Annotated in this window: 14 protein-coding genes; 8 read left to right on the top strand and 6 right to left on the bottom strand. The window is 61.7% G+C overall.

Translation table 11 applies throughout. The features are described 5' to 3' along the window. Positions 1–14 precede the first annotated feature (14 nt). Both X744_RS151220 and X744_RS151225 read left to right on the top strand, forming a co-directional pair. Positions 15–947 (top strand): glycosyltransferase family 2 protein, encoded by a 933-nt coding sequence (locus tag X744_RS151220; protein ID WP_023760547.1) that lies wholly within the window; start codon positions 15–17, stop codon positions 945–947. Positions 948–1,068: 121 nt separating this feature from the next. Then, on the top strand, positions 1,069–1,608 hold the full coding sequence (locus X744_RS151225; RefSeq protein WP_023760546.1) for a sugar transferase: 540 nt from the start codon (positions 1,069–1,071) through the stop codon (positions 1,606–1,608). 16 nt (positions 1,609–1,624) lie between these two features. Here the strand turns inward: X744_RS151225 and X744_RS151230 are convergent, their stop codons facing one another. Then, positions 1,625–2,572: an NAD-dependent epimerase/dehydratase family protein gene (locus X744_RS151230; protein ID WP_023760545.1), complete on the bottom strand. Its 948-nt coding sequence runs from the start codon at positions 2,570–2,572 to the stop codon at positions 1,625–1,627. Beyond that, positions 2,569–3,894 (bottom strand): O-antigen ligase, encoded by a 1,326-nt coding sequence (locus tag X744_RS151235; RefSeq protein WP_023760544.1) that lies wholly within the window; start codon positions 3,892–3,894, stop codon positions 2,569–2,571. Before X744_RS151235 ends, X744_RS151230 begins: the two co-directional genes overlap by 4 nt. A 486-nt stretch (positions 3,895–4,380) precedes the next feature. Between X744_RS151235 and cysD the strand changes: the two genes are divergently transcribed. From cysD to cysQ, 3 genes are all read left to right on the top strand, one after another. After that, on the top strand, positions 4,381–5,286 hold the full coding sequence (gene cysD / locus X744_RS151240; protein WP_023760543.1) for a sulfate adenylyltransferase subunit CysD: 906 nt from the start codon (positions 4,381–4,383) through the stop codon (positions 5,284–5,286). A gap of 261 nt (positions 5,287–5,547) precedes the next feature. Beyond that, complete coding sequence (locus X744_RS01000000169970; RefSeq protein ID WP_023760541.1) at positions 5,548–6,285, top strand: adenylyl-sulfate kinase; 738 nt, start codon at positions 5,548–5,550, stop codon at positions 6,283–6,285. An 81-nt stretch (positions 6,286–6,366) separates the two neighbouring features. Continuing rightward, the gene (gene cysQ, locus X744_RS151245; protein WP_031260640.1) at positions 6,367–7,155 is read left to right on the top strand and encodes a 3'(2'),5'-bisphosphate nucleotidase CysQ; all 789 of its coding nucleotides are present in this window, start codon (positions 6,367–6,369) and stop codon (positions 7,153–7,155) included. 14 nt (positions 7,156–7,169) lie between these two features. Here cysQ and X744_RS151250 read toward each other — a convergent pair whose 3' ends face one another. The 4 genes from X744_RS151250 to X744_RS151265 form a co-directional block, all read right to left on the bottom strand. Beyond that, the gene (locus X744_RS151250) at positions 7,170–8,312 is read right to left on the bottom strand and encodes a DegT/DnrJ/EryC1/StrS aminotransferase family protein (protein ID WP_023760539.1); all 1,143 of its coding nucleotides are present in this window, start codon (positions 8,310–8,312) and stop codon (positions 7,170–7,172) included. 257 nt (positions 8,313–8,569) lie between these two features. Next, entirely contained in the window at positions 8,570–9,493 is a 924-nt protein-coding gene (locus tag X744_RS151255; protein WP_023760538.1) for a carbohydrate kinase, read from the bottom strand. After that, the gene (locus X744_RS151260; protein WP_023760537.1) at positions 9,490–9,936 is read right to left on the bottom strand and encodes an RbsD/FucU domain-containing protein; all 447 of its coding nucleotides are present in this window, start codon (positions 9,934–9,936) and stop codon (positions 9,490–9,492) included. Before X744_RS151260 ends, X744_RS151255 begins: the two co-directional genes overlap by 4 nt. Next, positions 9,936–11,162, bottom strand: coding sequence for an ROK family transcriptional regulator (locus X744_RS151265; RefSeq protein ID WP_023760536.1), 1,227 nt, complete (start codon positions 11,160–11,162; stop codon positions 9,936–9,938). Before X744_RS151265 ends, X744_RS151260 begins: the two co-directional genes overlap by 1 nt. Before the next feature lie 230 nt (positions 11,163–11,392). Here X744_RS151265 and X744_RS151270 point away from each other — a divergent pair, with 230 nt between their 5' ends. The 3 genes from X744_RS151270 (at position 11,393) to X744_RS151280 (ending at position 14,415) form a co-directional block, all read left to right on the top strand. Then, complete coding sequence (locus X744_RS151270; protein ID WP_023760535.1) at positions 11,393–12,409, top strand: sugar ABC transporter substrate-binding protein; 1,017 nt, start codon at positions 11,393–11,395, stop codon at positions 12,407–12,409. Between the two features lie 159 nt (positions 12,410–12,568). After that, positions 12,569–13,630, top strand: coding sequence for an ABC transporter permease (locus X744_RS151275; protein WP_023760534.1), 1,062 nt, complete (start codon positions 12,569–12,571; stop codon positions 13,628–13,630). A 2-nt stretch (positions 13,631–13,632) separates the two neighbouring features. Continuing rightward, positions 13,633–14,415, top strand: a complete 783-nt coding sequence (locus X744_RS151280; protein WP_023760533.1) for an ATP-binding cassette domain-containing protein — start codon at positions 13,633–13,635, stop codon at positions 14,413–14,415. Positions 14,416–14,492: the final 77 nt, after the last annotated feature.

Raw genomic sequence — 14,492 nt, 5'->3', positions numbered from 1 at the left:
GGTGTTTGACGTTCGTGGATAAAGCAGACCTGCGCATCGCAGTCCTGATGGGCACGAAAGATGGCGCCGCCTTCATCGATGAGCAGCTGCAGTCGCTGCTCGCCCAGTCGCACCGTCTGGTCGACCTGTGGATATCCGACGATGGTTCCATCGATGGTACGACCGCGATTATCGAGGCATGGCAATCCCGCTGGCCCAAGGGTCGAATGACCCTTGTGGAGGGGCCGCGGCAAGGATTCGCGGCCAATTTCCGGTCGATGATCCTTGATCGACGTATCGATGCGGACGGCTATGCCTTCTGCGACCAGGACGATATCTGGGAGCCCGACAGGCTGGAAAGCGCCATCCGCTGGATGCAGGCCCATGACGCAAAAACGCCGCTGATGTTTTGCTCGCGAACCGCGACCATGACGGAAACGGGAAGCCTTGTAGGCCATTCGCCGCTGTTTGACCGGCCGCCGTCCTTTCGCAACGCGCTTGTGCAAAGCATCGCCGGCGGCAACACCATCCTGCTCAACGCCGCGGCACGCAACCTGCTGGCCAGGGCCTGCGCGCGGACCGCGTTCGTCAGCCATGACTGGTGGGCCTATCTCATCGTGACCGCAGCCGGCGGCATCGTCCACTACGATCCGCGGCCACTGGTGCGCTACCGGCAGCACGCGGCAAACCTGGTTGGAGCCAATGTGTCGTGGAAGGCAAGGGCTTCCCGGCTTGGCCGCCTGTTCAAGGGCGAGTTTGCCGGCTGGACGGACCTCAACCTTGACGGTCTTGCCGTCAATCGCGACCTGCTGACCGAGGACGCGGCGGCGTGCCTCGACCTGTTCATCCGCGGGCGGGAGGGCGGTCTTTTCCGCCGCTTGGCTGGCTTGCGCAAAAGCGGTGTCTATCGGCAGACGGTTTCCGGCACCCTGGGGCTCTATCTCGCTTTCATCCTCGGACGCATCTGAGCATCGAACGGCTGCGTGATGCGCTTGGTCAAGAGATGAGCTCATGCTACGTCGACGCGATTGTCAGGCCTCGCCTGTGGCGTCGCCTCGGGACTTTGGCAGGGAGCATGATCGGTCGTTCATGAAGGCAACCAAGCACATCTTCGATCTTGCCGGTGCGGCTCTGCTGCTGGTGGTCACATCTCCCGTTTTGGCGCTTGCCGTCCTTGCCGTTCGGGTCTCGTCGCCCGGTCCTGCCATCTTTTCGCAGACGCGGGTCGGCCGCGACGGGCGGCTTTTTCGCTGTCACAAATTGCGCACCATGTATGTCGGGACGCCGTCATTGCCCTCGCATGAGGCACCACCGAATTCCGTGACATCGGTCGGAAAAGTCCTGCGGAAGTTCAAGCTCGATGAGCTGCCGCAATTCTGGAACGTTCTGAAGGGCGAGATGAGCCTGGTCGGCCCGCGCCCCTGTTTGCCGACCCAAGCGGAATTGATCGAGTGCCGCAGGCGGCTGGGGGTTCTGGCGGCGCTTCCGGGCATAACCGGCCTGGCCCAGATCAAGGGCATCGACATGTCGAACCCGAAGCTTCTGGCTGAAACGGATGCCGCCTATCTCGATGCGGCGTCCTTCTGGCTCGACCTTCGGATTCTGCTTGGAACGTTCTATCGAAGCTGACTGGCCATCATCATGGTCAAACAAGGAGTCGGGATTTACCAAGCCGCGCCAGCTCCGCCAGCCTCTCCAGCGTGTCGGTTTCAGGCGTCCACCCCTGCGATATCAGCAGAGCAGGGTCGCATATCTGTGTCGCGGTCAGACTGTCCCAAAACGCCCGCCTGCCCAGCACGGCCGCCGCCGGTCGTATCAGGCCGGCTGGTATGGCCATCACGCGCATCGGCCGCCCCAAACCTCTGCGAAACGCGGCGATGATGGCCTCGACTGCGACCGGCGGCACATCGGCGCCGACATAGATCGGGTGAAGTGACCCCGAATGGCTCAGCAGGTGCGACACCGCTCGCACTGCCGCCCCGGATGACGTCAGCGAGCGGATTCCCGTCAGGGAGCCGGTCGGCAGCGGCAGCGCCGTATCGGCAAGGCGCATCAGCGTAGCGAGATTGCCCTTCATGCCGTTTCCATAGACCGGGGGCAGGCGCAACACGGCGGCGTCGGAACGGCCTTGCGACGCATAGGCGCCCAAAACCTCGATCTCGCCTTCGCGTTTGGAGCGTCCATAGACGCATTGCGGGGCAGGAAGAGTGTTTTCGTCGATCGTTGCGCTGACGCAAGCACCGATCACGGCCCGGATCGAGGAGAGATGGATGAAGCGTCCGCTTACCTGTGCCGCCGCGGCATGCGCCAGCCGCGCGCTCAATTCCACATTGGCCGCCCAATAGTCGGCTTCGGTGGCATTGCCCCGATCATTATTGAGGCCGGCACAATGGACGACGTGGGTCACATCCCTGGTGAGTGCCAGGAAGGCCGCGGCCGGTGCATCGAAATTGGGCATCAGCACCGCGCCATCCCCCGACCCAAGCCTTTCCGGATGGCGGGAAGCGAGACGAAGCTCGGCGCCGGCTTGGCGAAGTTTTTGCACGATAAGGCGCCCGATGAAGCCCGTCGCGCCGGTGACCAGGACCTTCATTGCCTTGCCCGCAACAGCTCTTGGGTGGCTGCCGGAAGCTCCTGCTCTTCCATTACTGGTGGAGGTGCATGCTTTTCCATCAACGGAGCCTGACGGCCGGAGGCAAGATACGTTCCACACACCAGGAAGATCATCAGCACCGAGTCCAGAATGTCATGGCCGACCAGGATGCCCGTCATTCCGGCCGTGAGATAGGTTATCACCACGACGACAATCATGGTGGCGCCGAACCGTTCGACCGGATCACTGCTGTTTCGTAAGACCCGAGCAGCATTTCCAGCGGCAACGACAAAGATCGCCGCCAGCGTTGCGGCGCCCAGAATTCCTGCTTGCACCAAGGCGGTCAGGAAGCCGTTGTGAAAATGATTGAAGCCTGCGTCCATCGCGAACTGATCATGAAAGCCCTGCTTGATCAAAGACTGGGTCGCACCCACCCCATGTCCGAACAGCGGCATGTCATGGAATGCTTTGAGGCCGATCTCCCAAAGCGCCAAACGTATTCCCAGTGAGCTGTCGTAATTGCCCTGCGCGCCAAGCGCATTCCAATCGGAGTGCAGAAAGGCGACGCGCCCGGATATCGCCTGGAAGCCGAAGGCGGCGACCACGACGCCGACTGCCACCAGCAGCAGAAGCACACGAGCGGCATTCCTGCCTCTGAGCCTCTGATGGTTAATAAGCAAAACAGCGATGCCGGCAATCAGCAGTGCCAGCCAAACGATACGCGAACCGGAATAGATCATGGCGATCGTCCCGGCCAGCGCGGCGTGAAAGATAGGACTCCGGGCTCGCTCTATGCCTGACAAGGCACCGGCCACACAAACCGTTACGGCAAGGCAGAGCACGGTTGCAAAGATGATCGGATTGCCGGCCCCGCCCTCGGCCCTGACCCCAATCCAATATTGCTGGATGACAGCCATCGGCAGCGCGACAAAACAGGCGACCATGCTGCTGAGTACGATGATGCGGGCAAGCGTGGTTTTCTGCGTAATGCTCCAGGTCGAATAGGAGACGGGGAAAAACAGGAAGGTGACGAGCGGGATAAGGTGCGGCGCATCGCGGACGAACGAATTGTTGACGACGGTGGCCAGGAGATTGGCCGCGCAGTAGGCATAGATCGCGACCGTCAGCCAGATCACCGGCCGGTCTGCGTTAAAGCGCCTTTTCCCAGAGGCAATCAGTACGATGGAAGCTAGGGCCCCGCCGTTGAACACAAAGCTGACCACCGATCCCAGAACCGGTGGAAAAAAGAAGCAAAGAATGGAGAAGTAGATATTGATCCACGAAGGCGTGAATTGCTGTCTCAGGGATGAAAGCCGGTTCAATTGTCGGGCTCGCTATTTTTCGGGAAGTTCATGCGGCGGATCTTGTCTGGCGAAGTAGAATGCCTCGCCCCGAATTACCACCCTACATCATGCACTTGCCCGCTTCCCAAGGCTGGTATAGCGGCTGGGTTCGCTTTTCGAAAGTGTGTCGGACCGCTTGCCGCTGAAAAATCGGCAGCCTGCGCCGATCGATCTGGAGAATTCCTGGAAGGGCAGTCGCATGTCTATCCAAGCAATATTTTTCCCGCGGTTTCCCGGACTTCGGACCCACGAGCAGGAATTTCCGGGTTTGGCGGTATCCTTGGAAAATTCATTCCCGAACCGTGCGTCGGCGCGCCAGTCTTGCATTGTTCTTGGCAATGGCGATCTGCTAGAACGCCGGCTTGAGAGAGATTGTCCAGAAGCAGGGCTTGAACCGGGCGCAAAAAGCTCGATGATTTGAGGCGAAGTCTTCTGTTGGAAGGTACGAAAGAACGCTCACAGTCCATGACAACAGAGCTTACGCATCTTCAGCGGCTTGAAGCCGAATCCATTCACATATTCCGCGAGGTTGCGGCCGTCTTTTCCAAGCCGGTTATGCTCTATTCGGTCGGCAAGGATTCATCCGTGCTGATGCATCTGGCGATGAAGGCGTTTTATCCCGCCAAGCCGCCGTTCCCATTTCTCCACGTCGATACGACTTGGAAATTCCGTGAGATGATCGCCTTTCGCGATCTGATGGCGCAAAGACTCGGCTTCGATCTCCTGGTTCACGTCAACGAAGATGGTGTGCGCGATAACATCAATCCGTTCGATCATGGCTCGAACACGCACACCCATGTGATGAAGACAGTGGCGCTGCGCCAGGCGCTCGACAAATACGGTTTCGACGCGGCCTTTGGCGGCGCTCGTCGCGACGAGGAGAAGTCGCGCGCCAAGGAGCGCATCTTTTCCTTCCGCAACGCCCAGCATGTGTGGGATCCCAAGAACCAACGCCCCGAGATGTGGAAGATATTCAACACCCGTGTTGCATCGGGTGAATCGATCCGCGTCTTTCCGCTCTCGAACTGGACCGAACTCGACATCTGGCAGTACATCCTGCAGGAGAGTATCCCGATCGTGCCGCTCTATTTCGCCAAGGAGCGGCCGGTGGTGGAACGCGACGGCATGCTGATCCTGCGCGATGATGAGCGCATGAAACTGCGCCCCGGCGAGACGGTGGAGAACCGGCTGGTGCGTTTCCGCACGCTGGGCTGCTACCCACTGACCGGTGCCATCGAATCGGGTGCCGACACACTGGAAGCCATCGTCGGTGAGATGCTGACCGCGCGCACCTCCGAACGGCAGGGTCGCCTGATCGACCGCGACGAAGCCGGCTCGATGGAAAAGAAGAAGCGCGAGGGGTACTTTTGACCATGCGCCACATCATGGCAAAGAGCCTCGCACCCACCGACGGCGTGCGCGATTATCTGGCGGCGCAGGAGAAGAAGTCGCTGCTGCGCTTCCTGACCTGCGGTTCGGTCGATGACGGCAAGTCGACGCTGATCGGGCGCCTGCTTTCCGACACCAAGCAGATTTTCGAGGACCAGCTCGCCGCGCTCGAACGCGATTCGCGCAAGCANCTACCGGCAATTCTCGCGCGATCTCGGCTTCCAGACCATCGTGCCGATCCCGATGTCGGCTCGTTATGGCGACAATGTCAGTCGCCGCTCGGACAACATGGAGTGGCATTCCGGGCCGACGCTGATCGAGCATCTCGAAACCGTGTCGGTCGATGCAGCGGTGGTCGACCTGCCGTTCCGTTTTCCGGTCCAGTATGTCAATCGCCCCAATCTCGACTTTCGCGGTTTTGCCGGCACGATCGCCTCCGGCTCGGTCGCGTCAGGCGACGAGATCGTTGTCGCCAAGTCGGGCAAGTCTTCGCGCGTCAAGCGGATCGTCTCGCATGGCGGCGATCTTGCCCAGGCGGCTGCCGGCCAGGCCGTCACGCTGGTTCTTGACGACGAGGTCGAGATCTCGCGCGGCAACATGNGCATCTCGAATGCCACCGTCGGCGCCGGCATGATCCTGCACACGCTGCGCCGCGCCGAAAACATCCACTGGCAGTCGCTCGACGTCGGCAAGCGTGTGCGCGCCGACATGAAGAACCAGCGGCCCGCGGTGTTCTGGTTCACCGGACTGTCGGGCTCCGGCAAGTCGACCATCGCCAACCTGTTCGAAAGGAAGCTGTTCGCCACCGGCCGCCACACCTATATCCTGGACGGCGACAACGTCCGGCACGGTCTCAACCGCGATCTTGGTTTCACCGACGCCGATCGCGTNATTTCACCGGCGTCGATTCTCCCTACGAAGCGCCGCAAAACCCGGAAATCCATCTCCAGACACTCGGCAAGTCGGCCGAACAGATGGTAGACGCCCTGGAACACTGGCTGAACGAGCGCGACATTGCCGAAGACCAATACGACAGCGGCGGCGGCATCTGACGACAGCGAGGTGCTCGAAATCTTCGAGCGGCTTGCGCTGGCGGCCGGGCGCGAGGTGATGCGCGTGTTCCATGCCGGCTGTGCGGTCGACCGCAAGTCCGATTCGTCGCCAGTGACCGAGGCGGACCGTGAGAGTGAGAAGATCATTCTCGCCGGACTGCGCGCCGCATTTCCCGACATACCTTGCGTGGCCGAAGAGGAAGCATCCGCCGGCATCGTACCGCCCAACCTGGACGGGGCCTTCTTTCTCATCGATCCGCTCGACGGCACCAAGGAATTCGTCAACCGCCGCACCGATTTCACCGTCAACATCGCGCTTGTCCGTCACGGCGTGCCGGAGGTCGGCGTCGTCTTTGCCCCCTGCACGGGCCGCTTCTTTTCGGGCCTGCCGGGCAAGGCGGAATCTCTGGAAATCAATGGCGACTTCCAGATCACAGCCCGTCGGCCGATTTCGGTGAGAACAGCCGTCGCGCCGCTGGCCGTCGTTGCCAGTCGGTCGCACAACACGCCGGAAACCGAGGCCTATATTCGCGACCTCGGCGCCGCCGAAATCGTCTCGGTCGGTTCGTCCTTGAAATTCTGTCTTGTCGCCAGCGCCGAGGCGGATGTCTATCCGCGCTTTGGTCGCACCATGGAATGGGACACGGCAGCGGGCGACGCCGTGTTGCGCGCGGCCGGCGGCATGACACGCACACTGGACGGCCAACCTTTGCTCTATGGCAAGCGCAGGCAAAGCGACGACGAGGATTTTGCCAATCCGCATTTTATTGCCAGCGGGGCAGGGGCCAGCCCCGCTTGAGAAGGCCCGGCAGCTTACTCGGCTGCGGCCTGCGCTGAATTCGATCCGATGTAGTTGCGGATCGTCTCGATGATGCGGTCCTGGTCGGCTTCGCTCAGATAGGGGTGCATCGGCAGACAGAGGATTCGCTTCGGCAGGTCTTCTGACACGGCAAGGCCGGTCGGCGTGCGCGGGTAGTCGCGGTAAGCGACCTGGGCATGCAGCGGCTTCACATAGTAGATAACAGACGGAATACCCTTTTCACCAAGATGCGCCTTCAAGCCGTCGCGCTTCGGCGTCTCGATCGCGTACTGCGCCCAGGCCGAACGGCTGCCGTCCAGATTGCGGGCGGCGGTAACGATGTCGCCAAGTCCGTCCGCATAGCGCATTGCCACCACCTGGCGGGCAACCATCTCGTCTTCGAGAATGGCCAGCTTTTCGATCAGGATTGCCGCCTGTATCGTGTCGAGCCGTGAATTGATGCCGACGCGGACATTGTCGTATTGCGTCTCGCCCTTGCCGTGGAAGGCGAAGGATCTGAGCTGCTCGGCCAGCGCATCGTCATTGGTGAACATCGCGCCGCCGTCACCATAGCAGCCAAGCGGCTTTGCCGGATAGAAGCTGGTCGAGCCGACCGCGCCGAAGGAACCGCACATCTTGCCTTCGAGCGAACCGCCCATCGACTGGGCGGCATCCTCGATCACCATCAGCCCTTCGCGGTTGGCAATCGCCATGATCGCCTCGTAGTCGGCGGCAAGGCCGAACAGATCGACGGGAATGATTGCCTTCGGCTTCAGCCGGCCTTCTTTCTTGATCATGGCGATGGCCGCCTCAAGACTGGCAATGTCGATATTGTACGTATGCGGGTCGACATCGACGAACACCGGCTCGGCCTTGGCCAGCGCCACCACTTCGGCGGTGGCGGCGAAAGTGAAGCTCGGCACGAAGACCGCGTCGCCCGGACCAACCCCGGCCGCAAATAGCGGCAACAGCAATGCATCCGTGCCGTTGGCACAGGCCACGACATGCTTGGTGCCAATATAGGCGGCGAGCTTGTTTTCGAATTCGGTGACCTGGGGGCCGAGAATATAGCGGCCCTCATCGACCACGCGGTCGATCGCGGCCTTCAGCCGGTCGCGGATTCGTTCGCGCTGCGCGCCAAGATCGATGAACTGCATGTCGGCCTCAAAAAGCGGTTTAGCCAGATAACCGGCCGCTGGTACCAGAGTTGCGCCTGCCGAGAAAGCCGGACAGGCAAAACCGCGAATTGCCCAGGTGTCGCAGTCTGTTACCCGTATTTCCCGGCATGTCTTCGCGAGATGCCGGAATTCCGGCCTTCATCAGGCACGATCCTGCCCCTGTTATCCCTGGCATCGGCCCAGCGAAACATAAAGTGATCGACGGGCTCAACCAATCTTGAGCACGTTCGGGCCGCTCAGGCGATCTCGTGCCGCCAGGGTGGATTTGCACCGGCCCGCGAGACCGTGACCGCCGCCGCCTTGGCGCCAAGCGCCAGCGCCTTGCCGATGGCATCCCGGGAAAGGCTGGCGATTGCCGTCTTCGTCAGCAGGCCTTGTTCATGAAGCGAGGCGAGGATCCCTGCATTGAACGTGTCGCCGGCGCCGACCGTGTCGACCACCTCGACCCTTTCCGGCATCACCGTGACGGCGTGCTCCTTGCTGTAGCCGACGGCGCCTTCGCTGCCATGCGTGACGACGATCAGCTTGGGACCGCGGTCCAGCCAGCTGTTGATGACATCCTCATGCGAGCCAGCTTCGCCGAACCAGTTCAAATCTTCGTCCGACAGTTTCACGATATCGGCCATTGTCATCATGGCGCGGATGCGCCTGAGGTGCTTGGCCTTGTCCGGGATGAAGTTCGGCCGGATGTTGGGATCGAGCATCATGACACGGCTTCCATGCTCGCGCCGCATGAACTCTTCATAGGCACTGCCGGCGGGCTCGGAGATCAGGCTGATGGCGCCGAACAGCATGGCTTCGATCTCGCCGCCGAGCTGCGGTAGGTCGTCGACGGTGAGCATGCGGCCAGCGGTGTTCTCGTCATAGAAGGTGTAGGTCGCCTGGCCGTTGGTGAGCTTGACGAAGGCCAATGTGGTCGGTCGTGGCGAGGTGTGTGCATAGGTGGAGCTGACCTTGCTCGCCTCCAGCGCATCCCTGAACTGACCGCCGAATAGATCCGACGACAGGCCGGAAAAGAAGCCGGCCGGCGCGCCGAGCCGACCAAGTGCGATCGCCGTGTTGAACACGGCGCCGCCGACATAAGGTGCAAAAGCCGGCTCGCCCGCCGTCGTCGTGCGCGGCAGCATGTCGATCAGGGCTTCGCCGCAGCAGAGGATCATGGCTTCCTGGTCTCCGGCGGATAGATCACGCCCTTGCGGATGATGATGTTGGCATAGAGCCGCGGCTCGCTTGTCGCGACGATGGCATACGCCGATTTGACCCGTGCATAGAAGTCGGCGCCAGCCAGTGCAACCACCTTGCGGCCCGGAGCGCGTTTGGCGCAGGTTGCCTCGATCTCCCGGTGGACAGGATCGGCAAGCGAGGGATCGCCTTTGACGGAGGCACGAAACAGCGCCTCCGGCACAAGGTCATCGACAGGCAAGATGCTCAATATCGCGTCGAGCACAGGAATAAGATCGTGACCGTCGGCCCGCACCAGCCGGGTCGCCTGTTGCTCGGCCGGATAATTTCCGTCGACAAGGGCGATTTCGTCGCCATGGCCCATGCCGCGCAAGATCGCGAGAAGCTCCGGACCGAGCAGCGCCGGGATTCCGATCAACATCAGGCGCTCCTGGAAATCGTCGTCGAGCCAATCAGGAAGCGTTCGGAAAGTGGCAGGCTGGCGCCGCCGAGCGCCCTGGCATGAATGCCGACGGTTCCCTCGCGAACGGCGGGCAGCTTCAAGCCTTCGCCGTCGATCGTGGCGATGGCCGCGATGATGGCATCGACCAGCCGGCGGCGCACGGCCTTCGGCATCCATCCGTCGATGACTGCCGCTTCGAAATCGATGACCGAGGACGCGGCGACGATCGCGTAGGCGAGCGCTCGCGAAGCACTGGCGATCCAGTCCTCGAGTTCGGCGCCGATCTCGCCCCAGTCTTCCGGCGACGTCCACAGATGCGAGGCCTCGACGCCGCGCGCATTGAGCGCCTTTTCGAGCATGGCGATGGACGCCACGTCGATCAATTGTGTCGGCTTGCCGTCCGGCCCTGGTACGGGCATCGAACCGAGTGCGCCGGCATTGCCGGTCGGGCCGCCAAACAGCCGGCCATTCAGCACGATGCCGCCACCGGCAAAGGCGCCGATATAGAAGTAGACGAAGTCACGCGCAGCGCTCGCCTGACCGAAGACGAGTTCTGCGCCGCAGGCTGAAGTAGCGTCGTTCTGCAGGTAGACTGGAAAATCGCATTGCGCCTGGATGTCGCCCCTGATGTCGCGATGACGCCATTCGTCCATGACGTCGCGCGGGGCGCCGGCGGTATCGGCCCAGTTCCACAATTCGAACGGCATGGCGATGCCGAGCCCAGCGATACGCTTGTCCTGTGCGGGCGTCAGTTCGCCACGCATCTGCCGCATGCCGTTGCTCACGAAGTCCACCGTCTCGCGTGGCGCCGGGTAGCGGTATGAATGCTGCAGCATCGAGCGCACATTGCCGAGAAAGTCGATCAGCACGAGTTCGGCGCTGCGCCGCCCGATCTTCAGGCCGATGAAGAAAGCGCCTTCGGGATTGAGCGCCATCGGGATGGAGGGCTGGCCGATCTTGCCGCGCAACGGCGCCTGGCGCAGCAGAAGGTTTTCTTCCTCCAGTTCGCGCATGATGACCGAAACCGTCTGCGCCGAAAGTCCGGTCATGCGGGCGATGTCGGATTTCGCCAGGCTGCCATGCTGACGCACCAGCGAGAGCACCAACCGCTCGTTGTGGTCGCGCATGCCACTTTGGTTGGTGCCGCGGTGAATGAGGCTGTCATTCATCTCGGGCGAACCGTGCCTCGCAATGGCGGTTTCCACCCTGTTCCTCCCGTCGTTTCCCTTCAAGGCTTTTCGGGCCAGAATGGGTGAACGAAGCAAGACTGTCAATAATAAATAAGAGTGATTTAATTATTGACAGAAGCCTCGGGCTGGTGTCTGTTGAGACAGCGTCCACGCTGGGAGAATTTCGTTGGATGCGCCGCAGGTGCCGGTTGGCCGGCATCCGGAATGGTTCCACTGGGAGGAAGATCGTGACCAATACAAAACTGTTGAAATCGACCGTGTTTGCCGCCGCGGCTCTGAGCCTGATGGCGTTTGCCTCGTCCGCATCCGCGGCCGGTGTCGGTGCCTGCCTGATCACAAAGACCGACACCAATCCCTTCTTCGTCAAGATGAAGGAAGGCGCCACGGCGAAGGCCAAGGAACTCGGCGTCGACCTCAAGACCTACGCCGGCAAGATCGACGGCGACAGCGAGAGCCAGGTCGCGGCGATCGAAAGCTGCATCGCCGACGGCGCCAAGGGTATCCTGATCACGGCATCCGACACCAAGGGCATCGTGCCAACCGTGAAGAAGGCGCGTGACGCAGGTCTGCTGGTAATTGCACTCGACACGCCGCTCGATCCGATCGACGCTGCCGACGCGACTTTTGCAACGGACAATCTCGAAGCCGGTAAGCTGATCGGCGCCTGGGCCGCCGCTACACTCGGCGACAAGGCCAAGGACGCCAAGATCGGCTTCCTCGACCTGACCCCCTCGCAGCCGACCGTCGATGTGCTGCGCGACCAGGGCTTCATGATGGGCTACGGCATCGACGTGAAGGATCCCAACAAGATCGGCGATGAGGACGATGCGCGCATCGTCGGCCACGACGTCACCAACGGCAACGAGGAGGGTGGCCGCAAGGCGATGGAGAACCTTCTGCAGAAGGACAACACCATCAACGTGATCCACACCATCAACGAGCCCGCAGCTGTCGGCGCCTACCAGGCGCTCAAGGCCGTCGGCCTTGAAAGCCAGGTGCTGATCGTTTCCGTCGATGGCGGCTGCCCCGGCGTGAAGTCGGTGGCCGAAGGTGTCATCGGTGCCACGTCGCAGCAATATCCGCTGCAGATGGCGGCACTTGGCATCGAGGCGATCGCAGCTTTCGCCAAGGACGGAACCAAGCCGAAGCCGACCGAAGGCAAGAATTTCTTCGACACCGGCGTCAACCTGGTGACCGACAAGCCGGCCACCGGCGTGAAGTCCATAGACACCAAGGAAGGCCTCGCCAAGTGCTGGGGCTGATGCCGGTCTGACCGGCAACAACCGAACCTGAGCGGTCGGGGCTTGATCCCCGGCCGCTTCGGGTGGACGATGGTCGCGTGACCGCGAACAATCCCGGCAGCAGACCGGATAAGCGTGGACGGGCGTCGGCGTTTGGCTGCAGCCCCACGGGGAGGAAATATGGCTCAAGCTCAAGAATTCGAGAAAGTTCTCTCGGGCAGCGACACCAGCGTAGCCGCTTTTGACGAGCACAAATCGGCCGTCAAGCGCATCCAGCATTTCCTGCATTCGACTCCGGCCGCAGTGCCGTTGATCGTGCTGGTTCTGGCAATCATCGTCTTCGGCATCACCATCGGAGGGCGGTTCTTTTCGTCCTACACGCTGACGCTGATCCTGCAGCAGATTGCCATCGTCGGCATTCTCGGCGCCGCGCAGACGCTGGTCATCCTGACCGCCGGCATCGACCTGTCGATTGGCGTCATCATGGTGATTTCAGCGGTGATCATCGGCAATTGCGCGGTCAGTTACGGTATGCCCAGTGTGCTCGCCGTGGCGATCGGGCTTGCCGCCGGCGCGGCCTGCGGGCTGCTCAACGGGCTGCTGGTTGCCTACATGAAGCTGCCGCCCTTCATCGTGACGCTTGGCACCTGGAACATCGTCATGGCCACGAATTTCATCTATTCGGCCAATGAGACGATCCGCGACACCGACGTCGACAACCAGGCACCGCTGCTGCATCTGTTCGCCCTTAGCTTTAAGGTTGGGACCGCGGTGCTGACGCTCGGGGTCATTGCGACAGTCTTGCTTGTGATGATCCTCTGGTACGTGCTCAATCACACGGCATGGGGCCGCCATGTCTACGCCGTCGGCGACGACCAGGAAGCGGCGAAGCTGTCGGGTATCCAGACCAAGAAGGTGCTGGTGACGGTCTACACCCTTGCCGGGTTGATCGCAGCTTTCGCGGCCTGGGTCTCGATCGGCCGCAACGGGTCGATCTCGCCGTCCGCCGCCGTTACCGACTACAATCTGCAGGCGATCACCGCGACGGTGATCGGCGGTATTTCTCTGTTCGGCGGACGCGGCTCGATCCTGGGCACGCTGTTTGGCGCGATGATCGTCGGCGTCGTCTCCATGGGCCTCAACATGCTGGGCGCCGATCCGCAATGGAAAGTGCTGCTCACCGGTGTGCTGATCATCGGCGCCGTGGCTGTCGACCAATGGATCAGAAAGGTTTCGGCATGACCATGACTCAGGAACCCATCCTCACCGCTCGTGGCCTGATCAAACGCTATGGCCGCGTCACCGCTCTCGACAATGCGGACTTCGACCTCTACCCAGGCGAAATCCTCGCCGTCATAGGCGACAATGGTGCCGGCAAGTCGTCGCTCATCAAGGCGATTTCCGGCGCGGCCGTGCCCGACGAAGGGGAGATTCGGCTTGAAGGCAAACCCGTCGCCTTCAAATCGCCGATGGAGGCCCGCGAAGCCGGCATCGAGACCGTCTATCAGAATCTGGCGCTGTCGCCGGCGCTGTCGATCGCCGACAATATGTTCCTTGGCCGCGAGATCCGCAAACCGGGTTTTCTGGGCGACTGGCTTCGTATGCTCGACCGTCCGGCGATGGAAAAGCGCGCCCGCGACAAGCTCACCGAACTTGGCCTGATGACGATCCAGAACATCTCCCAGGCGGTGGAAACGCTCTCAGGCGGCCAGCGCCAAGGCGTGGCGGTGGCGCGCGCCGCCGCATTCGGCAGTCGTGTGGTGATCATGGATGAACCGACGGCAGCCCTTGGCGTCAAGGAGAGCCGCCGCGTGCTCGAACTGATCCTCGACGTCAAGAAGCGCGGCCTGCCGATCGTGCTCATCTCGCACAACATGCCGCATGTCTTCGAAGTGGCCGACCGCATTCACATCCACCGGCTTGGCCGTCGCCTCTGCGTCATCGATCCCAAGCAATATACGATGTCCGATGCCGTGGCTTTCATGACCGGTGCAAAGGTTCCGCCCGAGGCAGCGCTCGCGGCTTGAGGCATATGGGCAAAGTGCGTAGCGGTTTGGGACAACGACAGGCACGGAACAAAATTTTGAAGCGCGACGCGCAGATC

This window comes from Mesorhizobium sp. LNHC252B00, assembly GCF_000502955.1.
GTDB lineage: Bacteria > Pseudomonadota > Alphaproteobacteria > Rhizobiales > Rhizobiaceae > Mesorhizobium.
The sequence above is the reverse complement of the archived record's forward strand: the minus strand, read 5'-3'. Positions and strand labels throughout refer to the sequence as shown.

Coding starts and splice junctions, on each gene's coding strand:
- X744_RS151280 (WP_023760533.1), top strand. CDS start 13,633: ATGACTCAGGAACCCATCCTCACCGCTCGTGGCCTGATCAAACGCTAT.
- X744_RS151275 (WP_023760534.1), top strand. CDS start 12,569: ATGGCTCAAGCTCAAGAATTCGAGAAAGTTCTCTCGGGCAGCGACACC.
- X744_RS151255 (WP_023760538.1), bottom strand. CDS start 9,493: ATGATCCTCTGCTGCGGCGAAGCCCTGATCGACATGCTGCCGCGCACG.
- X744_RS151230 (WP_023760545.1), bottom strand. CDS start 2,572: ATGAAGGTCCTGGTCACCGGCGCGACGGGCTTCATCGGGCGCCTTATC.
- cysD (WP_023760543.1), top strand. CDS start 4,381: ATGACAACAGAGCTTACGCATCTTCAGCGGCTTGAAGCCGAATCCATT.
- X744_RS151250 (WP_023760539.1), bottom strand. CDS start 8,312: ATGCAGTTCATCGATCTTGGCGCGCAGCGCGAACGAATCCGCGACCGG.
- X744_RS151225 (WP_023760546.1), top strand. CDS start 1,069: ATGAAGGCAACCAAGCACATCTTCGATCTTGCCGGTGCGGCTCTGCTG.
- X744_RS151260 (WP_023760537.1), bottom strand. CDS start 9,936: ATGTTGATCGGAATCCCGGCGCTGCTCGGTCCGGAGCTTCTCGCGATC.